Raw genomic sequence first — 26,501 nt, 5'->3', positions numbered from 1 at the left:
GATGACGCAGAACGCGGTCCGGCCCACGCCGGCCTCCCCCACCCCGCCCGGCGGGCACCTGCTGGAGGTACGGGACCTGCACGTCGAGTTCCGCACCCGGGAGGGCGTGGCCCGGGTGATCAACGGGGTGACCTATCACCTGGACGCCGGCGAGACGCTGGCCGTGCTCGGCGAGTCGGGCTCCGGCAAGTCGGTCACCGCCCAGGCGATCATGGGCATCCTGGACACCCCACCGGCGCACGTACGCGGTGGTCAGATCCTCTACCAGGGGCGGGACCTGCTCACCCGCTCCGAGGAGGAGCGCCGGCAGGTACGCGGCACAGAGATCGCGATGATCTTCCAGGACGCGCTGTCGGCGTTGAACCCGGTCTTCCCGGTCGGCTGGCAGATCGGTGAGTCGCTGCGCGAGCGGGCCGGGCTGTCCCGGGCCGACGCGCGCCGACGCGCCGTCGAGTTGATGGACCTGGTCCGCATCCCGGCCGCGGCGAACCGGCTGGGCGACTACCCGCACCAGTTCTCCGGCGGCATGCGGCAGCGCGTCATGATCGCCATGGCGCTGGCGCTGGACCCCAAGGTGCTGATCGCCGACGAGCCCACCACCGCGCTCGACGTCACCGTGCAGGCCCAGATCATGGACCTCCTGGCCGACCTGCGGCGCGACCTGGGCATGGCGCTCATCCTGATCACCCACGACCTCGGCGTGGTGGCCGGCGTGGCGGACCGGATCGCGGTCATGTACGCCGGCCGGATCGTCGAGCACGCCGACGTCCGCTCGCTGTACCGGGCGCCGGCCCACCCGTACACGAAGGGGTTGCTGGAGTCGATCCCCCGGCTCGACGTGCGCGGCCGGGCGCTGTCCACGATCCGGGGGCTGCCGCCGAACCTGATGCGGATCCCCTCCGGCTGCCCGTTCCATCCCCGCTGCCCGTACGCGCAGCAGGTCTGCGTCGACGAGGTGCCGCACGACCTCGTGCTCGGCGACGGCCGGACCAGCGCGTGCCACTTCGCGCAGGAGGTCCACGATGACCGCGCCGGCTGACTCCACCAAGGTCCGGGGCGAGACCGTCCTCGCCGTCGACGACCTGGTGAAGCACTTTCCGATCACCCAGGGGGTGCTGTTCAAGCGGCAGATCGGCGCGATACGGGCGGTCGACGGGGTGAGCTTCGAGCTGCGCCGTGGCGAGACGCTCGGGGTGGTGGGCGAGTCCGGCTGCGGCAAGTCGACCCTGGCCCGGTTGCTGATGCGGTTGGAGACACCGACCTCCGGCCGGGCCACGTTGGAGGGGAAGGACCTGTTCCGGGCGTCCGGGTCGGAGCTGCGCCGGCTGCGCCGGAACATGCAGATGGTGATGCAGGACCCGTACACCTCGCTGAACCCGAGGATGACGGTCGGCGACATCATCGGCGAGCCGTTCGCGATCCACCCCGAGGCCGCCCCGAAGGGCAGCCGGCGGCAGCGGGTCCGGGAGCTGCTGGACGTGGTCGGGCTCAACCCGGAGCACCTGAACCGCTATCCGCACCAGTTCTCCGGCGGTCAGCGGCAGCGCATCGGCATCGCCCGCGCGCTCGCCCTGCGACCCGAGATCATCGTGTGCGACGAACCGGTGTCGGCCCTGGACGTCTCCATTCAGGCCCAGGTGATCAACCTGCTGGAGCAGCTCCAGGACGAGTTCGGGCTCTCGTACATCTTCATCGCCCACGACCTGTCGGTGGTCCGGCACATCTCCGACCGGGTGGCGGTGATGTACCTGGGCCGGATCGTCGAGATCGGCACCGAGGAGCAGATCTACCGGCGGGCCACTCACCCGTACACCCAGGCGTTGCTCTCGGCGGTGCCGGTGCCCGACCCGGAGGCCCGTACGGAGCGGAGCATCATCCGGCTCAGCGGGGACGTGCCGAGTCCGGCCGACCCGCCGTCGGGCTGCCGGTTCCGCACCCGGTGCTGGAAGGCGGAGGAGGTCTGCGCCACCCAGGACCCGCGGACGGTGCCCCGGGCCGCGGACCCGCACCCCAGCGCCTGTCACTTCGCCGAGGTGCGCCCGGACGTCTGAGGCCCCGTCCCCCGGAGGAAGTGGGGACGAGGCCTCGGCGAGACGCGGACGGGGTGCGTGAGGCGCGCCCCCGTGGGCGACGGCGGGCAGCGGCGGTGCCGCCGGGTCGACGCGGCAGGCTCCGGCGCGGCTCAGGCGGTGGGCGGCGCACGCGCCGCCGGCACTCCGGGCGGCGGCAGCGGTCGGGCCGGCGGCCGGCGGTCGGGAACGAGCCGCGCCGACACGATCGGGCCGGCGACGCTCGGCGGCGCGGCCGGGAGCGGTTCGTCGGGCCCGTCGCCGTAGGCGAGGCCGCCGCGCCGCTCACCCCACCACCCGCCGGACAACTCCGCGCACGGCCGTTGCGGGTACGCGCCGAGCGACGCGACCGGCCGGGCCCGGCAGCCCCGGGCGGGTACGGCGGCACCCGGGCCGGCATCGGCCGGATCGGCGGCGGACGGCCCGACGGCGGACGGCCCGACGGCGGACGGCCCGACGGCGGACGGCCCGACGGCGCTCGGGCCGAGGGCGGGCAGGCCGACGGCGGCGCCGAACGCGGTCAGGACGAATGCCAACGTGACGACGACGGCGGTCAACCGGTCGCGTACGTGCATGGCACACCTGCCGGGGCTCATGGACAGTGGAGACGGTCGATCGTTGTCGCCGGGCACACGCTAGCAACCGGCCAGGGCGGCCGGCAACGGCGCACGGACGGCGGGGCCACCTGGAGCCGGTGCGTTCCGCCACCGGCCCTGCCGGCGTGTCGCGGCCGGCGGGACCGGGGCGCGTGAAGCGATATACCTCAGAGTCATGAATATGCCTCTGAGGTATATCGCTCAGATCTGAACCGTCCCTCTGCGGGGTCCGCTCGACCCCCGGGAACCGGGCCCTAGTGGAAGAAGTGCCGGGTGCCGGTCAGGTACATGGTCACGCCGGCCTCCTTGCAGGCCGCGATGGTCTCCTCGTCGCGGATCGAGCCGCCGGGCTGCACGATCGCCCGGACGCCCGCGTCGATGAGGATCTTCGGCCCGTCGGCGAACGGGAAGAACGCGTCCGAGGCGCAGACCGAGCCCCGCGCCCGTTCGTCGCCGGCCCGGCTGACCGCCAGCCGCGCCGAGTCGACCCGGTTGACCTGGCCCATCCCGACGCCGACGGTGGCGCCGTCGCGGGCCAGCAGGATCGCGTTGCTCTTCACCGCGCGTACCGCCCGCCAGGCGAACGCCAGGTCGCGCAGCGTGGCCTCGTCGGCCGCGTCGCCGGTGGCCAGCGTCCAGTTGGCCGGGTCGTCGCCGGGCGCGTCGACCGCGTCCCGCATCTGCACCAGCACGCCGCCGCCGACCTGCCGCCACTCGGCCGGTCGGGGGGCGAACGCGGGCGCCCGCAGCAGCCGGATGTTCTTCTTGGCCCGCAGCAGCTCCAGCGCGCCCTCGTCGTAGCCCGGCGCCACCAGCACCTCGGTGAAGATCTCCGCGACCTGCCCGGCCAGCTCCACGCTCACCGGCCGGTTCACCGCGATCACCCCGCCGAAGGCGGAGACCGGGTCGCAGGCGTGCGCCCTGCGGTGCGCCTCGGCCACGTCCGCGCCGACCGCGATGCCGCACGGGTTGGCGTGCTTGATGATCGCCACCGCGGGCTGGTCGGGGAAGTCGTGCGCGGCCCGCCAGGCGGCGTCCGCGTCCACGTAGTTGTTGTAGGACATCTCCTTGCCGTGCAGCTGCTCGGCCTGGGCCAGGCCGGCCGGCGCGCCCGGGTCGGTGTAGAGGGCCGCCGTCTGGTGCGGGTTCTCGCCGTAGCGCAGCACGGCCTGGCGGCGCAGCGCCGACCCGGCGAACCGCGGCCACCCGTCCTCCGCCGGGGCCACCGTGGAGGCGAACCAGTCGGCCACGGCCACGTCGTAGTCGGCGATGTCGGCGAACGCGCGGGCGGCGAGCGCGCGCCGCTGGGCCAGGGTGAAACCGCCGTCGGCGAGCGCGGCGAGCACCGCCGGGTACGCGGCCGGGTCGGTCACCACCGCCACCGAGGCGTGGTTCTTCGCGGCGGCCCGGACCATGGCCGGCCCGCCGATGTCGATCTGCTCGACGCACTCGTCGAGGCCGGCGCCGGAGGCGACGGTGGCCTGGAACGGGTAGAGGTTGGAGACCAGCAGGTCGATCCCGGCGATGCCGTGCTCGTCGAGCTGCGCGGCGTGCGCGTCCTTGCGCAGGTCGGCGAGGAGGCCACCGTGGATCTTCGGGTGCAGGGTCTTGACCCGCCCGTCGAGGATCTCCGGGAAGCCGGTGACCTGCTCGACCGGCGTCACCGGCACGCCCGCGCCGGAGATCGTCGACGCGGTGCTGCCGGTCGAGACGATCTCCACGCCGGCCTCGTGCAGGGCCCGGGCCAGCTCGACCAGGCCGGTCTTGTCGTAGACGCTGACCAGCGCACGCCGGATCGGGCGGGCGTCCTGAGTGGTGCTCACGGGATGGTGACCTTTCTGCCGGTGATCGTCCAACCTTCACGGACCAGGCGGCCGACCTGCTCGACGAGCTGGCGGCGCTCGGCGGACTTGATGCGCTCGGTGAGCGTCTCCTCGTCGTCGTCGTCCAGCACCGGAACGGCGACCTGGGCGACGATCGGACCGGTGTCCATCCCGGCGTCGACGAAGAACAACGTGGCCCCGGTGACCTTCACGCCGTACGCCAGCGCGTCGCGGGGGCCGTGGATGCCGGGGAACGCCGGCAGCAGCGTGTTGTGCGTGTTCAGGTAGCGGTCGCCGAACGCGGTGAGGAACTCCGGACCGACCAGCTTCAGGAAGCCCGCGCTGATGACCAGGTCGGGCCGGTGCTCGGCGACGCGGGCGGTGAGGGCCTTGTCCCAGTCGGCACGGGTCGGGTGGTCCTTGACGCGCTCGACGAACGACGGCACGCCGGCCGCGGCGGCCCGGTCCAGGCCGGCGATGCCGTCCCGGTCGGCGCCCACGGCCACCACCCGGGCCCCGTATCCGGGGTCGGCGGCGGCGTCCAGCAGCGCCTGGAGGTTGCTGCCGGAACCGGAGACGAGGACGACGAGGCGGGCGACGGACGCGGGCTCGGTCACGCGGACAACCCTATCGGTGCCCTCCGGGCGTCCCGTCCGCGGGCGGGCGCGCCGCTGGTGATCTCCCCGATGGCGGCGACACGATACGCTGCCGTCGCCCGGTGCCGTGCGCACCCGACCATGGACCCCCAGTTTGAGGAGCACCTCGATGCAGCCCGGATACCCCGGTCAGGACCCGTACGGCCAGCAGCCGAACCAGGACCCGACCGCACAGCCGCACGACCCGTACGCCCAGCCGCCGCAGGCGCCGCAGTACGGGCAGCAGCCGACCTCGGGTCAGCCCTACGGCCAGCCCACCTCCGGCCAGCCCTACGGGCAGGACCCGTACGCGCAGCAGCAGCAGCCGTACGGCGCCGCGCCGCAGTACCCGGCCGCCGGCTACCCGGCCGGCCCGGGCCAGGGGCAGGGACAGAACAACACCATGGGCCTCATCGGCATGATCGTCGGCATCGCCTCGATCGTGCTCGGCCTGTGCTGCCCGCTGCTGGGTGTGCCGGCCGGCATCGTCGGCATCGTGCTCGGCGTGATGGGTCAGAAGAAGGTCCAGGCGGGCGAGGCCAGCAACCCGGGCCAGGCCAAGGCCGCCCTGATCTGCGGTGGTGTCGGTGTGGTCGTCGGCATCATCAGCGCCATCGCCGGCGCCGCGATCAACATGGGCAACTTCGGTTCCTGACCGGCTTCGTGCAGGGGGCGTCCGGCGACCGCCGGGCGCCCCCTCGCGCGTTCCCGGCCCACCTCCCGGACGGGCGGGGTCAGCGGGCGGCGGGGGTTGCGCGGGGCGGGGGCGCCGGGCGGGACGGCGGGGCGGTGGGACGGGTCAGGGTGCGGGTGGCGGCGGCGCCGAGCGCCGCGCCCACGGCGATCACCAGGGTGGCCACGCCGGCCACCGGCCAGGGCGACGGACCGATCTCGGCGAGCCGACCACCGCCGAGCGGGCCGCCCGAGGCCGCCGCGACCAGCCCCAGCAGCGCGCCGGCGACCGGCCCGGCGAGCGCCGCCGGCACCAGCAGCGCCGCCCACCCGACCTCGGCCCGCTCCTCGGCCGCCACCCGTAGCAGCCTCCGGGCGAGCAGCCAGCCGGCCGCCATCGCGGCCAGCACGGGCACCGCGAGCAGCCCCGACCCGAGCCCGTCCACCGGCCCGCGCGGCAGGCCGGCGAGCAGTGGTACGGCCGGCAGCGCGCCGACCGACACCTCGCTGGTGCGCACGGCGGTGTCCGTGCCGACGGCGAACCCGGGACCGAGCAGGTAGCTGACCGACCAGGCGGTGGCGTTCGGCGCGTAGGCGAGGCTGACCAGCGTGATGCCGGCCTGACCGGCCACCCCGGTGCGGTAGGCCCCGATCATGTCGGCCGCGTCGCCGCCGCCGGTGGCCACCGCCAGCCCGGCCGCGCCGGCGCCCGCGCCGCACAGCAGCAGCGCCGCGACCAGGCCGGTGCGCAGCCCGTCCCGCACGGCCGGCGGGCAGCGCCGCGCCAGCAGCCCCCACACCCCGGTGGTGCGCAGTGCGCCGACCAGGGCGGCCGGGGCGGCGAACGCGGCGAACGTGAGCGCGGCGGTGACCGGGGAGACCCGCAGGCCGCCCGCGCCGACGGCGATCGCGGCGATCGCGCCGAGCAGCGCGTACCCGACGGCGACGGCGACCGCGACGGTGAGCGCCTGCCGGGGCGAGCCGCCGCCGCGGGCCCCGACGGCGCGGCTGACGTGCACCCCGGCGCGGGTGAGCCGCCAGACGACGAGCGCGCTCAGCGCGAGCGGCGCCAGGCCGAGCGGCCCGGCCGCGGTCTGCAGCGGCACCCCGTGCCCGAGCAGCCAGCCGGCGAGGCCGGCGCGGAGCGCCCCGCCGAGCGAGCCGGCGTCCTCGCTGAGCTGGGCCAGGCCGAGCACCACGGTGACCGGCAGCCAGGAGGTCACCGCGGCCCAGAGCGCGGCCACCCCGGCGGCGACGGGCAGCGGCGCCCGGCTGCGGGACGGCTCGCCCGCCCGGGGCGCGGGCACGCGGACACCGGGGCGGGCACGGCCGGGCGGCCGGGCACCGGCGCCGGGACCGGCGGCCGAGCGGCGGGGCTGGTCAGGGGTGACACGTGACATCGCGTCTACTCTGGCACGCCGCACGAAGGACGGCAGTCCGATACCGCGGCGAGTTCGCCGAACCCCCGGATCGGCGGTGGTGATCCGTCTAGCCTCGGCTTCAGGCGCGACCTTTCCTGTCGCGGCACCGACCGCTCGGAGGAAGCCGTGAACGCTCCGTATCCGCCGCCACCGCCGCCACCGGCCGCCGGCCGGGACCGGACCACGCTCTGGGGCGTTCTCGGCATCGTGCTCGGCCTGCTCTGCTGCGGCATCCTGGGCATCGTCTTCGGGGGGTTGTCCATCCGCGACGCGCGGCGCAACGGCAAGTCACCGGTGCTCGGCTGGCTGGCCATCGCGTTCGGCGTCGTCAACATCGTGGCCAGCGCCATCGTGCGGGCCCGGGGCAGCTACTACTACCCGTACTGGTACCGCTGAGCGTGAGGGGGCCGACCGGACCGGTCGACCCCCTCGGCACGTCGTGCGACCGCTCAGCGGCCCGACATGATCTCCCGCATGAGCTTGGCGGTCTCGGTCGGGGTCTTGCCGACCTTGACGCCGACCGCCTCCAGCGCCGCCTTCTTCGCGTCGGCGGTGCCGGCCGAGCCGGAGATGATCGCGCCGGCGTGACCCATGGTCTTGCCGGGCGGGGCGGTGAAGCCGGCGATGTAGCCGACCACCGGCTTGGTGACGTTGGCCTTGATGAACTCGGCCGCGCGCTCCTCGGCGTCGCCGCCGATCTCACCGATCATGACGATGGCGTCGGTCTCCGGGTCCGCCTCGAAGGCGGCCAGCGCGTCGATGTGGGTGGTGCCGATGATCGGGTCACCACCGATGCCGACGCAGGTGGAGAAGCCGATGTCGCGCAGCTCGTACATCATCTGGTAGGTCAGCGTGCCGCTCTTGCTGACCAGGCCGATCCGGCCGGAGCCGGTGATGTCGGCCGGGATGATGCCGGCGTTGGACGCGCCCGGCGAGGCGATGCCCGGGCAGTTCGGGCCGATGATCCGGGTCCGCTCGCCCTGGGCCACGTTGTACGCCCAGAACGCGGCGGTGTCGTGCACCGGCACGCCCTCGGTGATCACCACGGCCAGGTCGATGCCGGCGTCGATCGCCTCGACCACGGCGGCCTTGGTGAACTGCGGCGGCACGAAGATGACCGTGACGTCGGCGCCGGTCTCCTTCATCGCGTCCGCGACGGAGGCGAAGACGGGCAGCTCGGTGCCGTCGAAGTCGACGGTGGTGCCGGCCTTGCGCGGGTTGACGCCGCCGACGACGGTGGTGCCCGCGGCGAGCATCCGCCGGGTGTGCTTGGAACCCTCGGAACCGGTCATCCCCTGCACGATGACCTTGGAGTCCTTGGTCAGCCAGATAGCCATTGTCAGACCCCCGCAGCTGCCAGCTCGGCGGCCCGCTCGGCCGCGCCGTCCATGGTGTCGACCCGCTGGATGAGCGGGTTGGCCGCGCCGTCGAGGATGGCCCGACCGGCCTCGGCGTTGTTGCCGTCGAGGCGGACCACGAGCGGCTTGGTGGCCTTCTCGCCGCGCTGCTCGAGCAGCGCCAGCGCCTGCACGATGCCGTTGGCGACCGCGTCGCACGCGGTGATGCCGCCGAACACGTTGACGAAGACGCTCTTCACCGACGGGTCGGAGAGGACGATCTCCAGGCCGTTCGCCATCACCTCGGCGCTCGCGCCGCCGCCGATGTCGAGGAAGTTGGCCGGCTTGACGCCGCCGTGCCGCTCACCGGCGTACGCGACCACGTCGAGCGTGGACATGACCAGGCCCGCGCCGTTGCCGATGATGCCGACCTCGCCGTCGAGCTTGACGTAGTTGAGGTCCTTGGCCTTGGCGGCCTGCTCCAGCGGGTCCACCGACGCCTGGTCGACCAGGGCCTCGTGGTCCGGGTGCCGGAACCCGGCGTTCTCGTCCAGGGTGACCTTGGCGTCCAGGAGCAGCAGCTTGCCGTCCTTGGTGGTGGCCAGCGGGTTCACCTCGACCAGCGTGGCGTCCTCGGCGACGAACGCCTGCCACAGCTTGACCGCGACGTCGACGACCTGGTCGGCGATCTCGGCCGGGAAGCCGGCCGCGGTGACGATCTCGCGCGCCTTCGCCTCGTCGACGCCGGTGTTGGCGTCGATCGGCGCCTTGACGACCCGGTCCGGGGTCTCGGCGGCGACCTGCTCGATGTCCATGCCGCCGGCGACGCTGGCGATGCAGAGGAAGGTGCGGTTCGCCCGGTCGAGCAGGTACGAGAAGTAGTACTCCTCGGCCACGTCCGCGGTCACCGTGATCATGACCTTGTGGACGGTGTGACCCTTGATGTCCATGCCGAGGATGTCGGTGGCCCGGGCCACCGTCTCCTCCGCGCCCTCGGCCAGCTTCACGCCGCCGGCCTTGCCGCGGCCGCCGACCTTCACCTGCGCCTTGACGACCACCCGACCGCCGAGGCGTTCGGCGATCGCGCGGGCCTCCTCCGGGGTAGTGGCGACGCCGCCGGCGAGCACGGGCAAGCCGTGCCGCTCGAACAGGTCCCGCCCCTGGTACTCGTACAGGTCCACGATTGCGCGTCCCGTCCCGTCTCCGCGGCGCGCCGTCGCGCCGCCACCAGCGTTGGAAAATCAGTTTGACGCCTGTCATCAGAAGAGACAGGCCATTTGCCGCAGCCTAACGAGATGGGAACCGGCGGCAACCGAGCGGGTGCGCGGTGTGCGGTAATGCACAGCCGCCGTCGCCGAGTCGGGCGGCCGGGCGACGGACGGGGCCGCCGGAGCGCGCGGCGTCAGCCGTCCGGGGGATGTCCGGAGCCGGGCGTAACCCCCCGTCGGGGGCGTCGTTGAGTCTGATGTCGGAGCGCTGGTCAAGCGCGACGGCGGGAGCGGCCGATGCCCTGTCGGTCGAGGGGTGGCGGCGGGGCATCGTGCATAGAGGGGCCGGGCGTGTGAGGGGTGCGTCCGGCCCCTCCCCCTGCCCGGATTCGGAACCGGGCCCGCGGAGACCGGCCGGTCAGCCGACCGGCTGGGCGACGTTCTCCCGCACCCAGTCGACGATCGACCCGGTGGTCGCACCCGGGGTGAAGATCTTCGCGACGCCGAGCCGCTCCAGCTCCGGGATGTCGGCCTCGGGGATGATGCCGCCGCCGAAGACCACGATGTCCGCCGCCTCGCGCTCGGCGAGCAGTTCGAGGACCCGCTTGAACAGGGTCATGTGCGCGCCGGAGAGCACGGAGAGACCGACCGCGTCCGCGTCCTCCTGGATGGCCGTCTCGACGATCTGCTCGGGCGTCTGGTGCAGGCCGGTGTAGATGACCTCCATGCCCGCGTCGCGCAGGGCACGGGCGACGACCTTCGCGCCCCGGTCGTGGCCGTCCAGGCCGGGCTTCGCGACGACGACCCGGATTCGAGAGCTCATCTGCGCACACCTTTCACCGGCACCGGCACTGCTGACCTGAACGAACGGTAACCCGGCCGGGCGCGGGGCGGGAAGCCGGGCCGCGCACTACCGCCCGACCTCGCACGCCGGAAGTCGGACACCTCCGCCGATCGGTCACTGTCCGCGACGAACGGACAGTGGACGGGCCATCCGACCAGCGGCACGAGATATGACAAGCTCGGATGGAATTGGACATAACGAAACGCCAGTTCGGCGCTTCGGCTTGTGACAGGAGTGGCGGTTGGCTAACGTGTCCACGGTTGTCATCAGGTCCACGGACGGGTGACGACGCGACACCGGAGGTTCGGCGGAGCTTCACCGAACGGTCCGGAGTCGCATCGGATCCCCGACAACGGAGGGTGTGCGTGCGCCAGCGCCTGTCGTCTGAGCCCGATCGATATCGCGGCCGTCGCCGCGTACCCACCCCCCCGCGGAGCCGCTACGCGGCGGTCGTCACCACCGCCTTCGTCGGCGCCGGCATCGTCGCCCTCGGCGCGAACGCCCTCCCCGACGCCAAGAGCGTCAGCCCCTCGGTCCTCGACGAGCTCCGGCAGGCCTCGGTCGCCAGCCAGGACGCCGCGGCCCGGGCCGACAGCGCCGACCGCGCCACCCGTGACGACCGGTCGACCGACGCCGCCGCGAGCGAGCAGGACCCCTGGCTCCTCCCCCTGCACGGCTACGACTTCAAGTCGCCCTACGGCGTGCGCTGGGGCAAGCTGCACACCGGCATCGACCTGGTCGCGCCCGAGGGCACGCCCTACAAGGCCATCCACTCCGGCACGGTCACCAAGGCCGGCTGGTTCGGCGGCTACGGCTACGCGGTGATCGTCAAGCACTCCGACGGCAGCGAGGCCATCTACGGCCACTCCTCCGCGGTGACCGTCAAGGAGGGCCAGGAGGTCAAGGCCGGCGACCAGCTCGGCCTGGTCGGCAACACCGGTCACTCCTACGGCTCCCACCTGCACCTCGAGGTCCATGTCAACGGCCAGCCGCTGGACCCGGTGCCGTGGCTCCAGGAGCGCGGAGTGGACATCAAGCTCGAAACCGAGGCACTCTACGGCGACGTAGCCGCGTCCTGACCCTCCGCACCGCCCGACAACCGCCCGGATCCCGCGATCCGGGCGGTTTCGTCTGTCGGCAAGTCTGCTGGATCACAGGCGCGGATGTGAGCGGGCCCACACAGGCCGGTGATCGTCTCTTCCGAGGAACCGCCCAACCGGCGTCAACCCGGGCAGGACGCCGGCGCGGACCGGCCCGGCCGGGACACCCGACGGCCCGGCCGCCCCGCCGCTGACACCAGTATTTCGAGGTCACGTGCCCCTCGACTGGTGAAGGTCCCCGTGCAACACAGCAGTCCCACCCCGAACGGCAACACCCCGGACATCGCCCCCGCCCGGCACCGGCGCCCCCGCCGGGCACGGCGCACCGCATACCTGGTCACCGGCGCGGTGGCCCTGCTCGGGCTCGGCCTCGGCGGCGTCGTGGTCGCGACCACCGACGAACCGACCCCGGTGCCGGCGGCGGTCGACTTCGACGCGCGGGCACGCGCGGAGGACGCCGCCCGCGCCGACCGCTCGGCCCGGGAGTCGGTCAGTCCCGTCACGCCGTCCGCCACCCCGGCCAGCCCGTCCCCCAGCCCGAGCGCGGCCACCCCGAAGCCGAGGAAGACGGCGAAGCCGAAGCCGAAGAAGAAGGCCGCGCCGAAGCCCGGCTGGGTCATCCCGATGAAGGGCGCCGAGATCACCTCCTGCTACGGGCCGCGGTGGGGAACCCTGCACGCGGGCATCGACTTCGCCATGCCCGCCGGCACGCCGATCCGGGCCGCCGCCGCGGGCACCGTGGTCAAGGCCGGCGACGTCGGTGACGGTTACGGCAACTCGGTCTTCGTCGACCACCACAACGGCTACCTGACCCACTACGCGCACCAGAGCCGGCTCCTCGTCGACGTCGGCGACAAGGTCAAGGCCGGCCAGGTCATCGGCTACGAGGGCGCGACCGGTGACGCGACCGGACCGCACCTGCACTTCGAGGTGCACAAGGGCGCGATGTGGAACCAGATCGACCCGGCGCCGTTCCTGCGCGCCCGGGGCGTCGACGTGGCCTGCTGACGGCCACCGCACGAGGAGGGGCCCGGCCCGGCGGCACGCCGGACCGGGCCCCGCCCGCCGTTCAGAGCTTGTCGATCGGGGCGTGCCGCAGCACCAGCCACATGGTCTGGTCGCCGAAGTCGATCTGGGCCCGGGCGCCCGGGCCGGCGCCCTCCACCGCCAGCACCCGACCCAGGCCGTAGCGCTGGTGGTTGACCCGGTCGCCGGCCGAGACCTTGGGCGCCTGCTTCAGCTCGCTCGCGGTGGACAGCCGGCTGGCGTCCACGCCCAGACGCTTGGCCAGCTCGGTCGCCTTCGGGGTGCCACCGGCGAAGCCGCCGCGGCCCATCCGGTCCGCCCGGCCGCCGACGCCGCCCCCACCGCCGCCCCACGAGGTGTACGAGCCCTCGGTGCGCTCCCACCGGACCAGCTCCGGCGGCAACTCCTCCAGGAACCGCGACGGCGGGTTGTAGGCCGGCGCGCCCCAGGCCGACCGGGTGACCGCCCGGGACAGGTAGAGGCGCTGCCGGGCCCGGGTGATGCCCACGTACGCCAGGCGCCGCTCCTCCTCCAGCTCGCGGGTGTCGCCGAGCGAGCGCAGGTGCGGGAAGACGCCGTCCTCCAGGCCGGTCAGGAAGACCACCGGGAACTCCAGGCCCTTGGCCGTGTGCAGCGTCATGAGCGTGACGACACCCTGATGGTCCGGGTCGTCGGAGGGGATCTGGTCGGCGTCGGCGACCAACGCCACCTGCTCCAGGAAACCGGCCAGGGTGGCCCGCTCGTCGTCGGCGCCCAGCGCCTCGATCCGCTCGGTGTATTCCCGGGCGACGCTCACCAGCTCCTGGAGGTTGTCCACCCGGCCGGCGTCCTGCGGGTCGAGGCTCTCCTCCAGCTCGGCCAGGTAGCCCGAGCGGGTCAGCAGCGCCTCCAGCACCTCCTCCGGGGTGCCGGTGGCGGCCAGCTCACGCGCCTCGTCGAGCAGCGCGACGAACTCGCCGATGCCGTTGGCCGCCCGGGTGGAGATCCCCGGCGCCGCCTTCGCGCGGCGCAACGCGGCGCCGAAGGAGACGCGGTCCCGCGACGCCAGCGCCTCGACGCAGGCCTCGGCCCGCTCGCCGATGCCCCGGCGCGGGGTGTTGAGGATCCGGCGCAGGCTGACCGTGTCGTCGTCGTTGACCACCGCCCGCAGGTAGGCCAGCGCGTCGCGGACCTCCTTGCGCTCGTAGAAGCGCACCCCGCCGACCACCTTGTAGGGCAGGCCGACCCGGATGAAGACCTCTTCGAACACCCGCGACATGGCGTTGGTGCGGTAGAAGACGGCCACGTCGCCCGGGCGGGTGTCGCCGCCGTCGACCAGCCGGTCGATCTCCCGGGCCACCCAGTCCGCCTCGGCGTGCTCGGTGTCGGCGACGTAGCCGACGATCTGCTCGCCGGCGCCGGCGTCGCTCCACAGCCGCTTGGGCTTGCGCGAGGTGTTGCGGTCGATCACCGCGTTGGCCGCGTTGAGGATGGTCTGGGTCGAGCGGTAGTTCTGCTCCAGCAGGATCGTGCGGGCGTCGGTGAAGTCCCGCTCGAACTCCAGGATGTTGCGGATGGTCGCGCCGCGGAACGCGTAGATCGACTGGTCGGCGTCACCGACCACGCACAGCTCGGCCGGCGGGACGCCCTCGGTGCCGGAGACCAGCTCCTTGATCAGCACGTACTGGGCGTGGTTGGTGTCCTGGTATTCGTCCACCAGCACGTGCCGGAACCGGCGCCGGTAGCTCTCCGCCACGTGCGGGTGGGACTGGAGCAGGTGCACCGTCGTCATGATCAGGTCGTCGAAGTCGAGCGCGTGCGCCTCCCGCAGCCGCCGCTGGTAGAGCGTGTAGGCCTCGGCCAGGGCCCGCTCGTTCGGCCCCTTGGCCCGGCCGGCGAACTCCTCGGGGTCGACCAGCTCGTTCTTCAGGTTGGAGACCTGCGCGGCGAGGCCCCGGGCGGGATAGCGCTTCGGGTCCAGGTCCAGCTCGCGGGCGACCATCTGCATCAGCCGCCGGGAGTCGTCGGCGTCGTAGATCGAGAAGGTGGACTTCAGGCCGGCGTGCTCGTGCTCGGCGCGCAGGATGCGTACGCAGGCCGAGTGGAACGTGGAGACCCACATGAGCCGGGCGCGCGGGCCGACCAGCGCGGCCACCCGCTCCTTCATCTCGCCGGCGGCCTTGTTGGTGAACGTGATCGCGATGATCTCGCCGGGGTGCACGTCCCGGGCGCCGAGCAGGTAGGCGATCCGGTTGGTCAGCACCCGGGTCTTGCCGGAGCCGGCGCCGGCCACGATCAGCAGCGGGGAGCCGGCATGGGTCACCGCGTCCCGCTGGGGGCCGTTCAGGCCGTCGAGGAGGGCCTGCGGGTCGGACCGGGCGGCCCCGGAGCGGCGCGGCGGGGTCGGCCGGGACTCCGGCGCGGGCGGGGACGCGGGAATGTCGAAGAGAGGATGCATCGCAGTCCGAGTCTATGCCGTCGGCCGGACACTTCCCCGCCCGCGCGCCCGGGTGCGCGGGCGGCGTCACGTCCCACCTGTTGGCCGGTTTCCTTGCGCGTCCGCCCCGCCGGTCGGCATACTCGACGGCGTGTTCGATCAGCGCTTCTTTTACTACGGCACCGGGAGTCCGGCAGCCGTGGGTCGCGCCTGATCATTCAGACCTACGAAACGCCCCGGGCTCCCCGAGCCCGGGGCTTTTCCGTCCCGGGATCCGGGTACCGGGTCCGAGCCCCGAGAGGGACGACGATGATGACTGACGTGGTGGAGTCCAGCGGCAGCCTGGCGCGGCACGACCGGCCGGCCGGTGGTGACCCGACCGGCGCCGCGGCGGCCCGGACCGGCACCGACGACTCGGCGGCGGCCGAACGGATCGGGGAGATCCGGCGACGGATCGACGAGATCGACCGGACGCTGATCGCGCTCTGGCAGGAGCGCGCCGCGCTCTCCCAGGAGGTCGGCGCGACCCGGATGGCCTCCGGCGGGACCCGGCTGGTGCTCTCCCGCGAGCGGGAGATCCTGGAGCGCTTCCGCTCCGAGCTGGGCGCCGACGGCACCCAGCTCGCGCTGCTGCTGCTGCGCGCCGGCCGCGGCCCGCTGTGACCGGCGCCGGATACGACGGACCGCCTGCCCGCGTCGGCTGACGCGGGCAGGCGGTCCGGTCGGATCAGGCCGCGCCGTGGGTGGCGACGATCTCCCGCTTCTCCGCGAAGTGGCAGGCGCTCGGGTGGTCCGAGCCCGGCCGGATCTGGAGCAGCGGCACCTCCTGGGCGCAGAGGTCCTGCGCCTTCCAGCACCGGGTGCGGAACCGGCAGCCCGAGGGCGGGCTGACCGGCGAGGGGACGTCACCCTGGAGCCGGATGATCGACTTGCTCTCCCGCAGCGTCGGGTCCGGCACCGGCACCGCGGACAGCAGCGCCTGGGTGTACGGGTGGGTCGGCCGCTCGTAGATCTCGTCCTCGGTGCCGATCTCCACCATCTTGCCCAGGTACATGACGGCGACCCGGTCGGACAGGTGACGCACGACCGACAGGTCGTGGGCGATGAAGACGTACGACAGGCCGAACTCGGCCTGGAGCTGCTCCAGCAGGTTCATCACCTGCGCCTGGATGGACACGTCCAGGGCCGACACCGGCTCGTCGCAGACGATCACCTCGGGCCGCAGCGCCAGCGCCCGGGCGATGCCGATGCGCTGCCGCTGGCCGCCGGAGAACTGGTGCGGGTACCGGTTGATGTGCTCCGGGTTGAGGCCGACCAGGTCGAGCAGCTCCTTGACCTTGCCGCGCCGGCTGCCCTTCGGAGCCACCTCGGAGTGGATCTCGAACGGCTCGCCGATCAGGTCACCCACCGTCATGCGGGGGTTCAGCGAGGTGTACGGGTCCTGCATCACCAGCTGGATCTGCCGGCGCAGCCGCCGCAGCGCGCCACCGGAGAGCTTGGAGATGTCCTGACCCTTGTAGAGCACCTGACCGGCGGTCGGCTTCTCCAGGTTCATCAGCACCCGGGCGAGCGTCGACTTGCCGCAGCCGGACTCGCCGACCACGCCGAGCGTCTCGCCGGCCTTGAGGTCGAAGGAGACGCCGTCGACCGCCTTGACGTGCCCGATGGTCTTCTTGAACACGACGCCCCGGGTCACGGGGTAGTGCTTGACCAGGTCACGGACCTCGATGATGTTCTCAGTCACGGTTCACGAGCTCCTCGGCGAAGTGGCAGGCGCTGGCCCGGCCGTTGCCCAGCTGCAGCAGCGGCGGCACCTTCTCCCGGCACACCGGCTGCGCCATCGGGCAGCGTGGGTTGAAGGCGCAACCCGACGGGATGTTCATCAGGTTCGGCGGGAGCCCCTTGATGGTCCGGAGCTCCTGCCCCTTCTCGTCCATCCGCGGGATCGAGTTGAGCAGGCCGAGCGTGTACGGGTGGGCGGGCTTGCCGTACAGGTCGTAGACGTCGGCTTCCTCGACGATCCGACCGGCGTACATGACCGCGATCCGGTCCGCGACGTCGGCGACCACGCCGAGGTCGTGGGTGATCAGGATCATGCCCATCTGCCGTTCCCGCTGGAGCTCGCCGAGCAGGTCCATGATCTGGGCCTGCACGGTCACGTCCAGCGCGGTGGTCGGCTCGTCCGCGATCAGCACCTCCGGGTCGAGCGCCAGCGACATGGCGATCATCGCCCGCTGCCGCATACCGCCGGAGAACTGGTGCGGGTAGTTGCTGAACCGACCCTTGGCGTTCGGGATCTTCACCTGGTCGAGCATCTCGATCGCGCGCTTCTTGGCGTCCGAGCGGCTCATGCCACGACGGACGCGGAACTGCTCCGCGATCTGGAAGCCGACGGTGAAAACCGGGTTGAGGGCCGAGAGCGAGTCCTGGAAGATCATGGCGATGCCCTCGCCACGGATCCGACGCCGCTGCTCGGCGGACATCTTGAGCATGTCCTTGCCGTGGAAGCGCACCTGGCCGCCGGTGACGAACCCGGGCGGGGTGTCCAGGATGCCCATGATGGTCTGCGCGGTGACGCTCTTACCGGAGCCGGACTCGCCGAGCACGGCGAGGGTCTCCCCCGCGTCGACGTGGTACGTCACCCCGTTGATGACCTTGGCGACGCCGTCCCTGGTGCGGAACTCCACCCGCAGGTCGTCGACCTCGAGCAGGCGGCCCGAGGGGCGGCCGGATCCGTCGGCGCCCGGAGCGGACTGCTCGGACACGAGAATGTCGGACAACTCAGTTCCCCTATCGGAGCTTCGGGTCGAGGGCCTCGCGGACCGCCTCGCCGAGCATCACGAAGCTCAGCACGGCCGCGACGAGGAACGCGGCAGGGAAGAAGAGCAGGTACGGCGCGACACGGATGTAGTTCTGCGCCTCGCTGATCATGATGCCCCACGACACGACCGGACTCTTCAGGCCGACGCCCAGGAAGGACAGCGTCGCCTCCGCGCCGATGAACGACCCGACCATGATGGTGCCGTAGACCAGCAGCGGGGCCAGGCAGTTCGGCAGCAGGTGCTTCAGCACGATCCGGCCGGTGCCCGCGCCCAGGGCGCGGGCCGCCACGATGTAGTCGGCCTCCCGGGTGGCGAGGACCGAGGAGCGCATGAGCCGCATGACCACCGGCCAGCTCAGCACCGTCAGCGACATGATCACCAGGAACATGATCTGGGCCTTGCTGTTGCTGCTGCCCGAGCCGTTGAAGGTGGTCAGGATGACGATCGCGCCCAGCACGAACGGCAGGCCGAAGAAGACGTCCGCGATCCGGGAGAGCAGCGAGTCGACCCAGCCGCCGCGGTAGCCGGACATCATGCCCATGGCGCCGCCGATGAGCATCGTGCCGAGCACCGACAGCAGCGCCACGACGATGGAGGCGCGGGCGCCGTAGATGGTGCGCGCGTACACGTCGCGGCCCTGCACGTCGTACCCGAACCAGGCGTCCGACGACGGCTTGCCGAGGCTGCGGGCCAGGTCGCCGTTGACGGCGTCACCCGAGCTGAACAGCGACGGGAAGGCGGCCATCACGATGAACAGCAGGATGAACGCCGCCGAGATCCAGAAGAGCGGCTTGCGACGCAGGTCGCGCCAGGCGTCGCCGAGCAGGCCGCGCGGCTTCTCCTTGCGGGCGCCCTCGGGCTGCCCGGCGCCGGGCGGCGCCGCGAGCTCGCGCGGCTCCTCGGGACGGGGGGTGCTGACGATCGATGCGGTGGAGGGGTCACTCATAGCGGATCCTCGGGTCCAGGGCTGCGTACAGCAGGTCCACCAGCAGGTTCATCAGCAGGTAGACAAGCACCAGCACGATCACGATGGAGACAACGGTAGCGCTCTCCTTGGTGACGATCGAACGGAAGACCTGTCGGCCGATTCCGTTGATCTGGAAGATGCCCTCGGTGACGATCGCGCCACCCATCAGGGCGCCCAGGTCCGTGCCGAGCAGCGTGACCACCGGGATCAGCGAGTTGCGCAGCAGGTGCACCCCGACCACCCGGCGCATCGGCAGGCCCTTGGCGATCGCGGTGCGCACGTAGTCCGACCGCCGGTTCTCGGCGATGCTGGTGCGCGCGACCCGGGCGATGTACGCCGTCGAGGCGCTTCCCAGCACGAAGCCCGGAATGATCAGTTCCGTGAGGCGCATCTCGCTGGAGACCGTCGGCGTCACGATGCCCCACTTCACGCCGAACAGCCACTGCAGCACGAAGCCGACCACGAAGACCGGCAGCGCGATCAGGAACAGCGTGGAGACGAGCACCAGGTTGTCCAGGAAGCCGTTGCGCCGCAGGCCGGTCAGCACACCGGCGGTGAGGCCGATGAGCGCCTCGATCGCCAGCGCCACGACGGCCAGCTTCATGGTGTTCGGGTAGGACGTCAGGATGATGTCGTTGATCGACCGACCGCTGAACGTCTCGCCGAAGTCGCCCTGCAGCAGGTTCTGCATGTACGTGAAGTACTGGACGAAGATGTTCTGATCCAGGTGGTACTTGTCGGTCATGAAGTCGATGTACTGCTGCGGGCAGCGCCGCTCACCGCACTTGCCGGCGAACGGGTCGCCCGGCACCGACCAGACGAGCCAGTAGATCAGGAACGTCGTGCCGATGAAGACCGGCACGAGTTGGAGTAGCCGTCTCACCAGATAACGGCCCATGGGGTGGCCTCCAGGAACAGGGGGCGTCGGACGACGGTACGCCGACACGGGATGGCGGTCAGGTGCGAGGGTGGGCGTGGTGACACCCAGTCGCGGAACGGCCCCCGGGCCGGGCTCACCGGGTTCGGCGAGCCCGACCCAGGGGTCAGACCGATCGGATCAGAGCTCGACCGAGCTCAGGTCCAGCTCGCCCACGTTGGTGAGCTCGAGCTTCTTGATCTTCTCCGAGTGGCCGGCCTGCTGGCCGTAGAAGTAGATCGGGATGGTCGGGACGTCCTCGTCGACCAGCTTCAGAACCTCTTCGAACTTCTTGTGCGAGTCCTCCAGGCTGCCAGCGGCGCTGGCCTCCTTGGCGCCCGCGTCCACGGCCGGGTTGACGTACTTGCCGTCGTTCGAGGAGCCGGTCGAGGTGAAGAGCGGGTTCACCCAGTTCTCGATGTCCGGGTAGTCCTGCTGCCAGGCCGCGCGGTACGGGCCCTTCATCTTGTAGGCGTTGATGTTCTGACGGAACACCGCGAAGGTGGGGACACCCTCGGCACGCGCGTTGATGTTGAGGTTGGTCTTCACCTGCTGCGCGACGGCCTCCATCCAGTCCTTGTGGCTGGAGTCGGCGTTGTAGTAGAAGACCATCTCACCGGTGAAGCCGCCGGCCTTGGCGAGCAGCTCCTTGGCCTGGGCCGGGTCGAACTTGCAGGAGGTGCAGTTGCCCGCCGGGGCGCCCGGGGTCAGCGGGTTGGCCCAGCTGTCGGCCGGCTTGCGGGTGCCGAAGAAGATCTTGTCGCTGATCGCCTGCCGGTCGATCGACAGCGAGACGGCCTTGCGCAGGTCCTTGTTCGCGAACCGCTTGTCGTAGATCGGGAAGGCGATGAACGCGGTCGACGGGGTGACGGTGTTCAGCGCCCGGTCACCGAGGTCGGCCTTGTACTTCTCGCCGGCGAGCGCGGAGGTCGGAACCGTCTCCATGAAGTCCAGGTTGCCGGAGATCAGGTCGCTGTAGGCGGCGTTCTCGTCCTGGTACAGCTTGATCCCGACGTCCTTGATCTTCACCTTGTCACGCAGGGTGTAGTCGTCGAAGCGGGTCAGCTTGATCTCGACGTTGTCCTGCCACGACACGAACTTGACCGGGCCGTTGCCGATCGGCTTCTTGCCGAAGTCCTCGGCCTTCTGGGTGAAGAAGGCGTCCGGCAGCGGCATGAACGCGCTGTAGCCGAGCTTGGTCGGGAAGACCGCGGTCGGGGCGGCGAGGGTGACCTCGAAGGTCCAGTCGTCGACGACCTTCAGGCCGGACATCTTGTCGACCTTGGGCTGCGGGGCCTTCTGCGGGCCGTCGCCGTCCGGGTCGGAGGTGGCCACGTCGCCGTAGCCCTGGATGTCGGAGAAGAAGGAGCCGTTGGCGGCGCCGTTCGGCGAGTAGGCGGCCCAGTTCCAGGCGTCGACGAAGTTCTTCGCCTTCACCGGGGTGCCGTCGTGGAACTTGGTGTTCTGCTTGATCTTGATGTTGAACACCTTCGAGTCCTTGGTCTCGATGGTGTCCGCCAGCGCGTTCTGGGGCGCGCCGCCGTTGTTCGGGTACTCGACGAGACCCGTCCACATCATGTCGATGATCTTGCCGCCACCGGTCTCGGTGGTGTTGGCCGGAACCAGAGGGTTCTCCGGCTGCACGCCGTGGATCGTGATGGCGCCGTCCTTGCTGGCGCCGGCGTCACCACCGTCGCTGTTCCCGCTGGAGCAGCCGGACGCGACGAGCGCGAATGCCGCGCCAACCGCGAGGGCGCCGCTCGCCCGCTTCGAGACTCTCATTCCGAGGGGCCTCCTCTTTCTAACCTGGTTCCGTCGTGGGTTTCACGCACGTTGGGGGGGTGACACCGCCGACGACCCGAACCACAGATCGCCGGTTTACCGCAGAGGAAATCGGGACACCCCAGGGGTACCGATCGCCGGGCGCCACACCCTTCGACGAGGACACCGCGCAGGGTCGACGACCACGCAGCGGCGCGGAGAGCGCGTCACGTGGTCGGCGGGCCCGACGAGGTGCCTCACACCGGGGGGTGAGGTGCTGCCACTGTGACACCCACCGGCCCTTTCCGTGAAGGTGCCGTTATCAAGCCGTTAGTTGCCCGCCACGTTGCCGATACTTGAGAAAAGATCACAAACGTCACCGATCGCACGGCTCTGAACAGGAAGGACGTGCCCAGACCTGCCGGGACCACCCCGTACGTCCGGCGCTGTGAGATGCGCCCCGCCCACGCCGGTACGCGACGGACGCTCGCGGTTCTGACCATCCGGACGATGCCGGCCTCGGCCGGCCGTACGCCACGGCCGACCGGCCGGACGAGGGTGCCGAGGTGACCCGGTCGGCCGGGGTCAGACCAGCCGACGGTCGGCGGCCCAGCGGGACAACTCGTACCGGTTCGACATCTGGAGCTTGCGCAGCACGTTGGAGACGTGCGTCTCGACCGTCTTGATCGAGATGAACAGCTCCTTGGCGATCTCCTTGTACGCGTAGCCCCGGGCGAGCAGCCGGAGCACCTCGCGCTCCCGGTTGGTGAGCTGGTCCAGCTCGGGATCGGCGACCGGCGCGTCCGGCCGGGACGCGAACGCGTCCAGCACGAACCCGGCCAGCCGCGGGCTGAACACGGCGTCGCCGTCGGCCACCCGACGGATCGCGTCGGTCAGCTCCTCGGGCGAGATGGTCTTCGTGACGTAGCCCCGGGCACCCGCCCGGATCAGGCCGATCACGTCCTCGGCGGCGTCGGACACGCTCAACGCCAGGAACTTCACCTGCGGGTGGGTCCGCCGCATCGCCTCCAGCACGGCCCGGCCACCGCCGTCCGGCATGTGCACGTCGAGCAGCACCACGTCCGGCTGGGTCGCCGCGATCCGGGTCACCGCCTCGGCCACCGAACTGGCCTCGCCCACCACGTCGACCCGCGCGCCCAGCTCGGCGCGGACGCCGGCGCGGAACATGGCGTGGTCGTCGACGAGGAACACCCGCAGCGGACCCCGCGGCGTCGCGCCCTCGACCGGTTCCTGCTCGGACATGGTCACCTGTCCCTTTCCGTGGTGGCGCCGGAGCCGCTGATCGGCAGGATCAGCCGGACCTCGGTCCCCTCTCCGGGCTCGGACCGGATCTCCGCCCGGCCGCCGTGCCGCTTCATCCGTCCGATGATCGAGCCTCGGACGCCGTGCCGGTGATTCTCCACCGTATCCGGGTCGAAGCCCTTGCCCCGGTCCCGGACGAAGACGCTGACCTGCTCCGGCTCGACCTCGGCGTAGAGCGACACGGTCTGCACCCCGGCGTGCCGGGCCGCGTTGACCAGCGCCTCCCGGGCGGCGGCGACCAGCGCCCCGACCCGCTCGTCGGTCTCGCGGTCACCGACCACCACCGCCTCCACGGTGATGGCGAACGTGTCCTCCACCTCCGCCGCGGCCTGCTCCAGGGCGGCCGCGAACCGCTCGGTCGGCGAGGCGGTCGGCTTGTAGAGCCAGTTGCGCAACGACCGTTCCTGGCCCCGGGCCAGCCGCTGCACCGTCTTGACGTCGCCGGCGTTGCGCTGGATCAGGGCGAGCGTGTGCAGCACCTGGTCGTGCACCATGGCGGCCAGTTCGGCGCGCTCCTGCTCGCGGATCCGCCCCTCCCGCTCCGACCGGAGCTGGTTCCAGGTGCGCCAGAGCACCGGGCCGGTCACCACGCCCACTCCGGCGAGCCCGACCAGGGCGAAGATGACGCCGTTGAGCACCGCGTCGAAGTTCTGTGCCGGCGAGTAGACCGCGGCCACGCCGATGATGCCGACCGCGACGAGCACGCCGCCGCCGATGAAGCGGAGCACGAACGCCCGCCGGTCGCTCTCCTCCACCACGGCGCCCAGCCAGGGCACGGCCGAGTCGCCCCACTGCCGGCGGCGCTCCGGCCCGGACTGGTGCCAGATGACGCCGGCGCCGACCGCGATGATCGCCACCAGCCAGCCGGCGGTCCCGGCGGCGCCCACCGAGTTGAAGGCGAACACCTGCAACAGCAGCACGCCCAGCCCGATCGCCACGAACGGCAGCAGTTGGGTGAGGTCGCGGCGGGGCGGAGCGGCGGTGTCGCCGGGGCGGGGCGGGACCACCGCCCAGAAGGCGGCGTAGAGCAGCAGCCCGAGACCGCTGAGCCCGAGCAGGACCATGAACGCCATCCGCACCCGCAGCACCGGGATGCCCAGGTGGTCGGCGATGCCGGCGGCCACCCCGGCGGCCAACCGGTGCTCGGTGGCCCGGTAGAGGCGCGGCGGGTGGGGCGTGACGGTGCTGCTGATGGGAGGCTCCCGGGTCGGCGCGAGATGCCGGCGACCGCCGACGACCCGATCGTCACACGGCGGGAACGCCCCGGACCACGGGGACGCCCCGGACATTCACCATCGGCGGATCTCAGGGTGGGGTCAGGGTCGGGTCCTGAGGTCGGCCGGGCGGCCGGGGCAGCAGTATCGGAGTCATGACCGAGGACGCTGCCCGTCCGCCCCGCCCCTGGGCGGCAGCACAGGACGATCCGCCGCCGCCCCCGCCGGGGTCGGCATCCGCCGCCGACGACGCGACCCCGCCGCCGGGCGGCGCGCCGTTCGCCGATCCACCACCCGGTGGGTACGCCCCACCGCCCGGTGCGGCCGGCTTCACCACCCGGTACGGGCTGGTCCGCCCCCGGGAGGGCCGCTACCTGGCCGGCGTCTGCGCGGCCATCGGCCGGGCCACGAACACCGACCCGGTGCTGTGGCGCGTCCTGTTGGCCGTGCTCGGCTTCTTCGGCGGCATCGGCATCCTCGTCTACGTCGCCGCGTGGCTGATCATCCCCGGCGAGGGGGACACCGCCTCGCCGGTGGAGTCGATGCTCGGCCGGGGGCGCTCCAGCATGTCCCCGATCACGGTGATCGTGCTCGGCCTCGTGGTCGCGGTCGGCTTCGCCTACGTCGTCACCGACGGCTTCCGGGCCATCCTGCTCGGTGCGGTGATCCTGGTCGGCGGCGCGCTGCTGCTCAACCGCGAGCCCCGCGACCCGGCGGGCCGGACGGGCACGCCCGCGCCCGGGCCGGCGCCGGGTCCGGTGCCACCGGTGGCCTGGCCGGCGCCCTCCCCCGCCGGCCCGGCCCCCGGGGCCTGGGCCGGGTCCGCCGCCCCGGGCGTGCCGTGGGCCGGCGGACCCTCCCCCTCGGTCGCGTCGCACGGACCGGTCGAGGGCACGCCGCCGACCGCCACCGGCCCGTCGGTGACCGGGGCCCACCCCGAACCGGGCTACCCGCCGGCCACCCCGGCCGAGCCGGGCTACCCACCCGCGCCGTCCGCCTGGCCCGAGCCGCCGGGCTACCCGGCCACGCCGGTCGGGTCGGGTCTCCCGCCCACCCCGGTCGAGCCGGGCTACCCGGCCACGCCGTTGTCCGCTCCGGGCTGGCCCGCCGCGGCCGGCGCCCGACCGGTCCGGCCCGAGCCGGTGACCGCCGCGCTTCCCGCGGTCACCCCGCCGGTCTCCGGCGCGGCCCCGACGTGGCCGGTCGCGCCCACCACGGGCGGCCCGCTCGGCGACCCGGCGGCCGTGCCACCGCCGGCTCCGGTGGGAGCGCCCCCGCCACCGGGGGGCTACCGCCCGCCGTTCGCCCCGCACGGCCCGTACGCCGGATCGCGCCCCTCCCCGGCGCCGGTCCGACCGCCGCGACCGCCGAAGCGGCCGAAGGAGCGCTCGGCCCTCGGCGCGATCACGTTCTCGCTGATCTTCCTGGCGCTGGGCCTGGTGGCGATGCTCGACCTGCTCGACGTCTTCCCGGTCGGCGCGGCCGGCTACTTCGCCGCGGTGTTGGCCACCATCGGCCTCGGGCTGCTCGTGGGCACCTGGTTCGGCCGGGCCCGGTGGCTGATCGCTCTCGGTCTGGTCACGGCGGCGGCGCTCGGCGTCGCCACCGTCGCCGAGTCCTACGACCGGGTCCGCGGCATCGACGGAAACGTCACCTGGGCCCCCACCGACCGGCGCGACCTGGCCAACCGGTACGAGAACAACCTCGGTGACGCGGTGCTCGACCTGCGCGCCATCGACTTCGACGAGCAGGACGTCCAGGTGACCGTCGACGTGAACCTCGGCAACGCGACAGTGGTCGTGCCGCCGGACGTGGACGTGACCACGGTGGCGGACGTCAATGCCGGTGAGGCAACGGTCTTCGGCCGGCGCACCGGCGGGCTCAACGGCCGCCACTGGGAGAGCACCGACGCCGGCGCGGACGGCCCCGGCGGCGGCAAGCTGCGTCTCTACGTCCACGTGAACGCCGGAAACCTGGAGGTGACCCGGTGAAGGCCCACCGCACCGACGTCGTGTCGTTCGCCTTCGGGCTCGTCTTCCTCGGGCTGGCCCTCTGGTGGCTGCTGGCCCGGATCCTCGGGCTGGCCGTTCCGCCGGTCGGTTGGTTCCTCGCCGGCGGGCTGGTCCTGATCGGACTGCTCGGGCTGGTCGGGGCGTTGCGCTCGGGTCGCGGGCCGGACCGGGCGGACCAGTCCGACCAGGCGGGCCCGGCCGAGGGACCGGAGACGACGGTGGCCGCGCCGTACCGCGACGGCGTCCCGGCCGGCGGCCGGGCGGTGCCCGCGGAGGCCGACGAGTGGCCCACCGACGCGACGACCGCCGTGCCGACGCCGGCGTCGGAGGACCGGCCCG

Annotated in this window: 23 protein-coding genes and 1 pseudogene; 9 read left to right on the top strand and 15 right to left on the bottom strand. The window is 72.4% G+C overall.

The annotated features are described in order from the left end of the window. Position 1: 1 nt before the first annotated feature. A complete protein-coding gene (locus tag CO540_RS23880) occupies positions 2-1,039 on the top strand; it encodes an ABC transporter ATP-binding protein (protein WP_098747265.1) in 1,038 nt (345 codons plus the stop codon). Next, entirely contained in the window at positions 1,023-2,051 is a 1,029-nt protein-coding gene (locus tag CO540_RS23875; protein WP_099163709.1) for an ABC transporter ATP-binding protein, read from the top strand. The genes CO540_RS23880 and CO540_RS23875 overlap by 17 nt, the downstream gene beginning before the upstream one ends. A 131-nt stretch (positions 2,052-2,182) precedes the next feature. On the opposite strand, the gene CO540_RS23870 is transcribed toward CO540_RS23875, so the two are convergent. The 3 genes from CO540_RS23870 to purN all read right to left on the bottom strand — a co-directional run bounded on the left by CO540_RS23870 (position 2,183) and on the right by purN (position 5,105). Further along, complete coding sequence (locus CO540_RS23870) at positions 2,183-2,644, bottom strand: hypothetical protein (RefSeq protein ID WP_099163708.1); 462 nt, start codon at positions 2,642-2,644, stop codon at positions 2,183-2,185. A gap of 275 nt (positions 2,645-2,919) precedes the next feature. After that, positions 2,920-4,488 (bottom strand): bifunctional phosphoribosylaminoimidazolecarboxamide formyltransferase/IMP cyclohydrolase, encoded by a 1,569-nt coding sequence (purH, locus tag CO540_RS23865; RefSeq protein WP_099163707.1) that lies wholly within the window; start codon positions 4,486-4,488, stop codon positions 2,920-2,922. Continuing rightward, positions 4,485-5,105, bottom strand: coding sequence for a phosphoribosylglycinamide formyltransferase (purN, locus tag CO540_RS23860; protein ID WP_091570465.1), 621 nt, complete (start codon positions 5,103-5,105; stop codon positions 4,485-4,487). The genes purH and purN overlap by 4 nt, the downstream gene beginning before the upstream one ends. Positions 5,106-5,253: 148 nt before the next feature. On the opposite strand from purN, the gene CO540_RS23855 reads away from it, so the two are divergent. Beyond that, complete coding sequence (locus CO540_RS23855) at positions 5,254-5,778, top strand: DUF4190 domain-containing protein (protein WP_091570460.1); 525 nt, start codon at positions 5,254-5,256, stop codon at positions 5,776-5,778. 79 nt (positions 5,779-5,857) lie between these two features. Here CO540_RS23855 and CO540_RS23850 read toward each other — a convergent pair whose 3' ends face one another. Beyond that, a complete protein-coding gene (locus CO540_RS23850) occupies positions 5,858-7,195 on the bottom strand; it encodes a DUF6350 family protein (protein WP_099163706.1) in 1,338 nt (445 codons plus the stop codon). A 147-nt stretch (positions 7,196-7,342) separates the two neighbouring features. On the opposite strand from CO540_RS23850, the gene CO540_RS23845 reads away from it, so the two are divergent. Beyond that, entirely contained in the window at positions 7,343-7,612 is a 270-nt protein-coding gene (locus CO540_RS23845; RefSeq protein ID WP_099163705.1) for a hypothetical protein, read from the top strand. Positions 7,613-7,665: 53 nt separating this feature from the next. On the opposite strand, the gene sucD is transcribed toward CO540_RS23845, so the two are convergent. The 3 genes from sucD to CO540_RS23830 all read right to left on the bottom strand — a co-directional run bounded on the left by sucD (position 7,666) and on the right by CO540_RS23830 (position 10,584). Beyond that, positions 7,666-8,553: a succinate--CoA ligase subunit alpha gene (gene sucD, locus CO540_RS23840; RefSeq protein WP_091570445.1), complete on the bottom strand. Its 888-nt coding sequence runs from the start codon at positions 8,551-8,553 to the stop codon at positions 7,666-7,668. A 2-nt stretch (positions 8,554-8,555) separates the two neighbouring features. Continuing rightward, on the bottom strand, positions 8,556-9,734 hold the full coding sequence (gene sucC, locus CO540_RS23835) for an ADP-forming succinate--CoA ligase subunit beta (RefSeq protein ID WP_091570441.1): 1,179 nt from the start codon (positions 9,732-9,734) through the stop codon (positions 8,556-8,558). A 445-nt stretch (positions 9,735-10,179) separates the two neighbouring features. Further along, a complete protein-coding gene (locus CO540_RS23830) occupies positions 10,180-10,584 on the bottom strand; it encodes a cobalamin B12-binding domain-containing protein (RefSeq protein WP_091570437.1) in 405 nt (134 codons plus the stop codon). A gap of 386 nt (positions 10,585-10,970) precedes the next feature. On the opposite strand from CO540_RS23830, the gene CO540_RS23825 reads away from it, so the two are divergent. Then, entirely contained in the window at positions 10,971-11,684 is a 714-nt protein-coding gene (locus CO540_RS23825; RefSeq protein ID WP_091570434.1) for a M23 family metallopeptidase, read from the top strand. Positions 11,685-11,945: 261 nt separating this feature from the next. Then, the gene (locus tag CO540_RS23820) at positions 11,946-12,713 is read left to right on the top strand and encodes a M23 family metallopeptidase (RefSeq protein ID WP_371682241.1); all 768 of its coding nucleotides are present in this window, start codon (positions 11,946-11,948) and stop codon (positions 12,711-12,713) included. A 61-nt stretch (positions 12,714-12,774) separates the two neighbouring features. Here CO540_RS23820 and pcrA read toward each other — a convergent pair whose 3' ends face one another. Beyond that, complete coding sequence (gene pcrA, locus CO540_RS23815; protein WP_099163703.1) at positions 12,775-15,168, bottom strand: DNA helicase PcrA; 2,394 nt, start codon at positions 15,166-15,168, stop codon at positions 12,775-12,777. A gap of 288 nt (positions 15,169-15,456) precedes the next feature. Here pcrA and CO540_RS23810 point away from each other — a divergent pair, with 288 nt between their 5' ends. Beyond that, entirely contained in the window at positions 15,457-15,810 is a 354-nt protein-coding gene (locus CO540_RS23810) for a chorismate mutase (RefSeq protein WP_091570427.1), read from the top strand. Between the two features lie 64 nt (positions 15,811-15,874). On the opposite strand, the gene CO540_RS23805 is transcribed toward CO540_RS23810, so the two are convergent. The 7 genes from CO540_RS23805 to CO540_RS23775 all read right to left on the bottom strand — a co-directional run bounded on the left by CO540_RS23805 (position 15,875) and on the right by CO540_RS23775 (position 24,060). Continuing rightward, complete coding sequence (locus CO540_RS23805) at positions 15,875-16,891, bottom strand: ABC transporter ATP-binding protein (protein ID WP_099163702.1); 1,017 nt, start codon at positions 16,889-16,891, stop codon at positions 15,875-15,877. Then, entirely contained in the window at positions 16,884-17,912 is a 1,029-nt protein-coding gene (locus tag CO540_RS23800) for an ABC transporter ATP-binding protein (RefSeq protein WP_099163701.1), read from the bottom strand. The genes CO540_RS23805 and CO540_RS23800 overlap by 8 nt, the downstream gene beginning before the upstream one ends. Positions 17,913-17,937: 25 nt before the next feature. After that, a complete protein-coding gene (locus CO540_RS23795; protein WP_099163700.1) occupies positions 17,938-18,915 on the bottom strand; it encodes an ABC transporter permease in 978 nt (325 codons plus the stop codon). Further along, complete coding sequence (locus tag CO540_RS23790; RefSeq protein WP_099163699.1) at positions 18,908-19,834, bottom strand: ABC transporter permease; 927 nt, start codon at positions 19,832-19,834, stop codon at positions 18,908-18,910. Before CO540_RS23790 ends, CO540_RS23795 begins: the two co-directional genes overlap by 8 nt. Before the next feature lie 159 nt (positions 19,835-19,993). After that, the gene (locus CO540_RS23785; RefSeq protein WP_099163698.1) at positions 19,994-21,634 is read right to left on the bottom strand and encodes an ABC transporter substrate-binding protein; all 1,641 of its coding nucleotides are present in this window, start codon (positions 21,632-21,634) and stop codon (positions 19,994-19,996) included. Between the two features lie 564 nt (positions 21,635-22,198). Next, positions 22,199-22,876: a response regulator transcription factor gene (locus CO540_RS23780; RefSeq protein ID WP_099164908.1), complete on the bottom strand. Its 678-nt coding sequence runs from the start codon at positions 22,874-22,876 to the stop codon at positions 22,199-22,201. Between the two features lie 2 nt (positions 22,877-22,878). Beyond that, entirely contained in the window at positions 22,879-24,060 is a 1,182-nt protein-coding gene (locus CO540_RS23775; RefSeq protein ID WP_245666550.1) for an ATP-binding protein, read from the bottom strand. Between the two features lie 245 nt (positions 24,061-24,305). On the opposite strand from CO540_RS23775, the gene CO540_RS23770 reads away from it, so the two are divergent. Further along, on the top strand, positions 24,306-26,141 hold the full coding sequence (locus CO540_RS23770; protein ID WP_099163697.1) for a PspC domain-containing protein: 1,836 nt from the start codon (positions 24,306-24,308) through the stop codon (positions 26,139-26,141). Continuing rightward, a pseudogene (locus CO540_RS31390) lies at positions 26,138-26,356 on the top strand (hypothetical protein); the annotation flags it as partial. The gene CO540_RS23770 and the pseudogene CO540_RS31390, both read left to right, overlap by 4 nt. Positions 26,357-26,501: the final 145 nt, after the last annotated feature.

This window comes from Micromonospora sp. WMMA2032 (assembly GCF_002688545.1).
Lineage (GTDB): Bacteria > Actinomycetota > Actinomycetes > Mycobacteriales > Micromonosporaceae > Micromonospora > Micromonospora sediminicola.
Note: the sequence above shows the minus strand (reverse complement) of the source record. Positions and strands in the feature narration are given on the sequence as shown.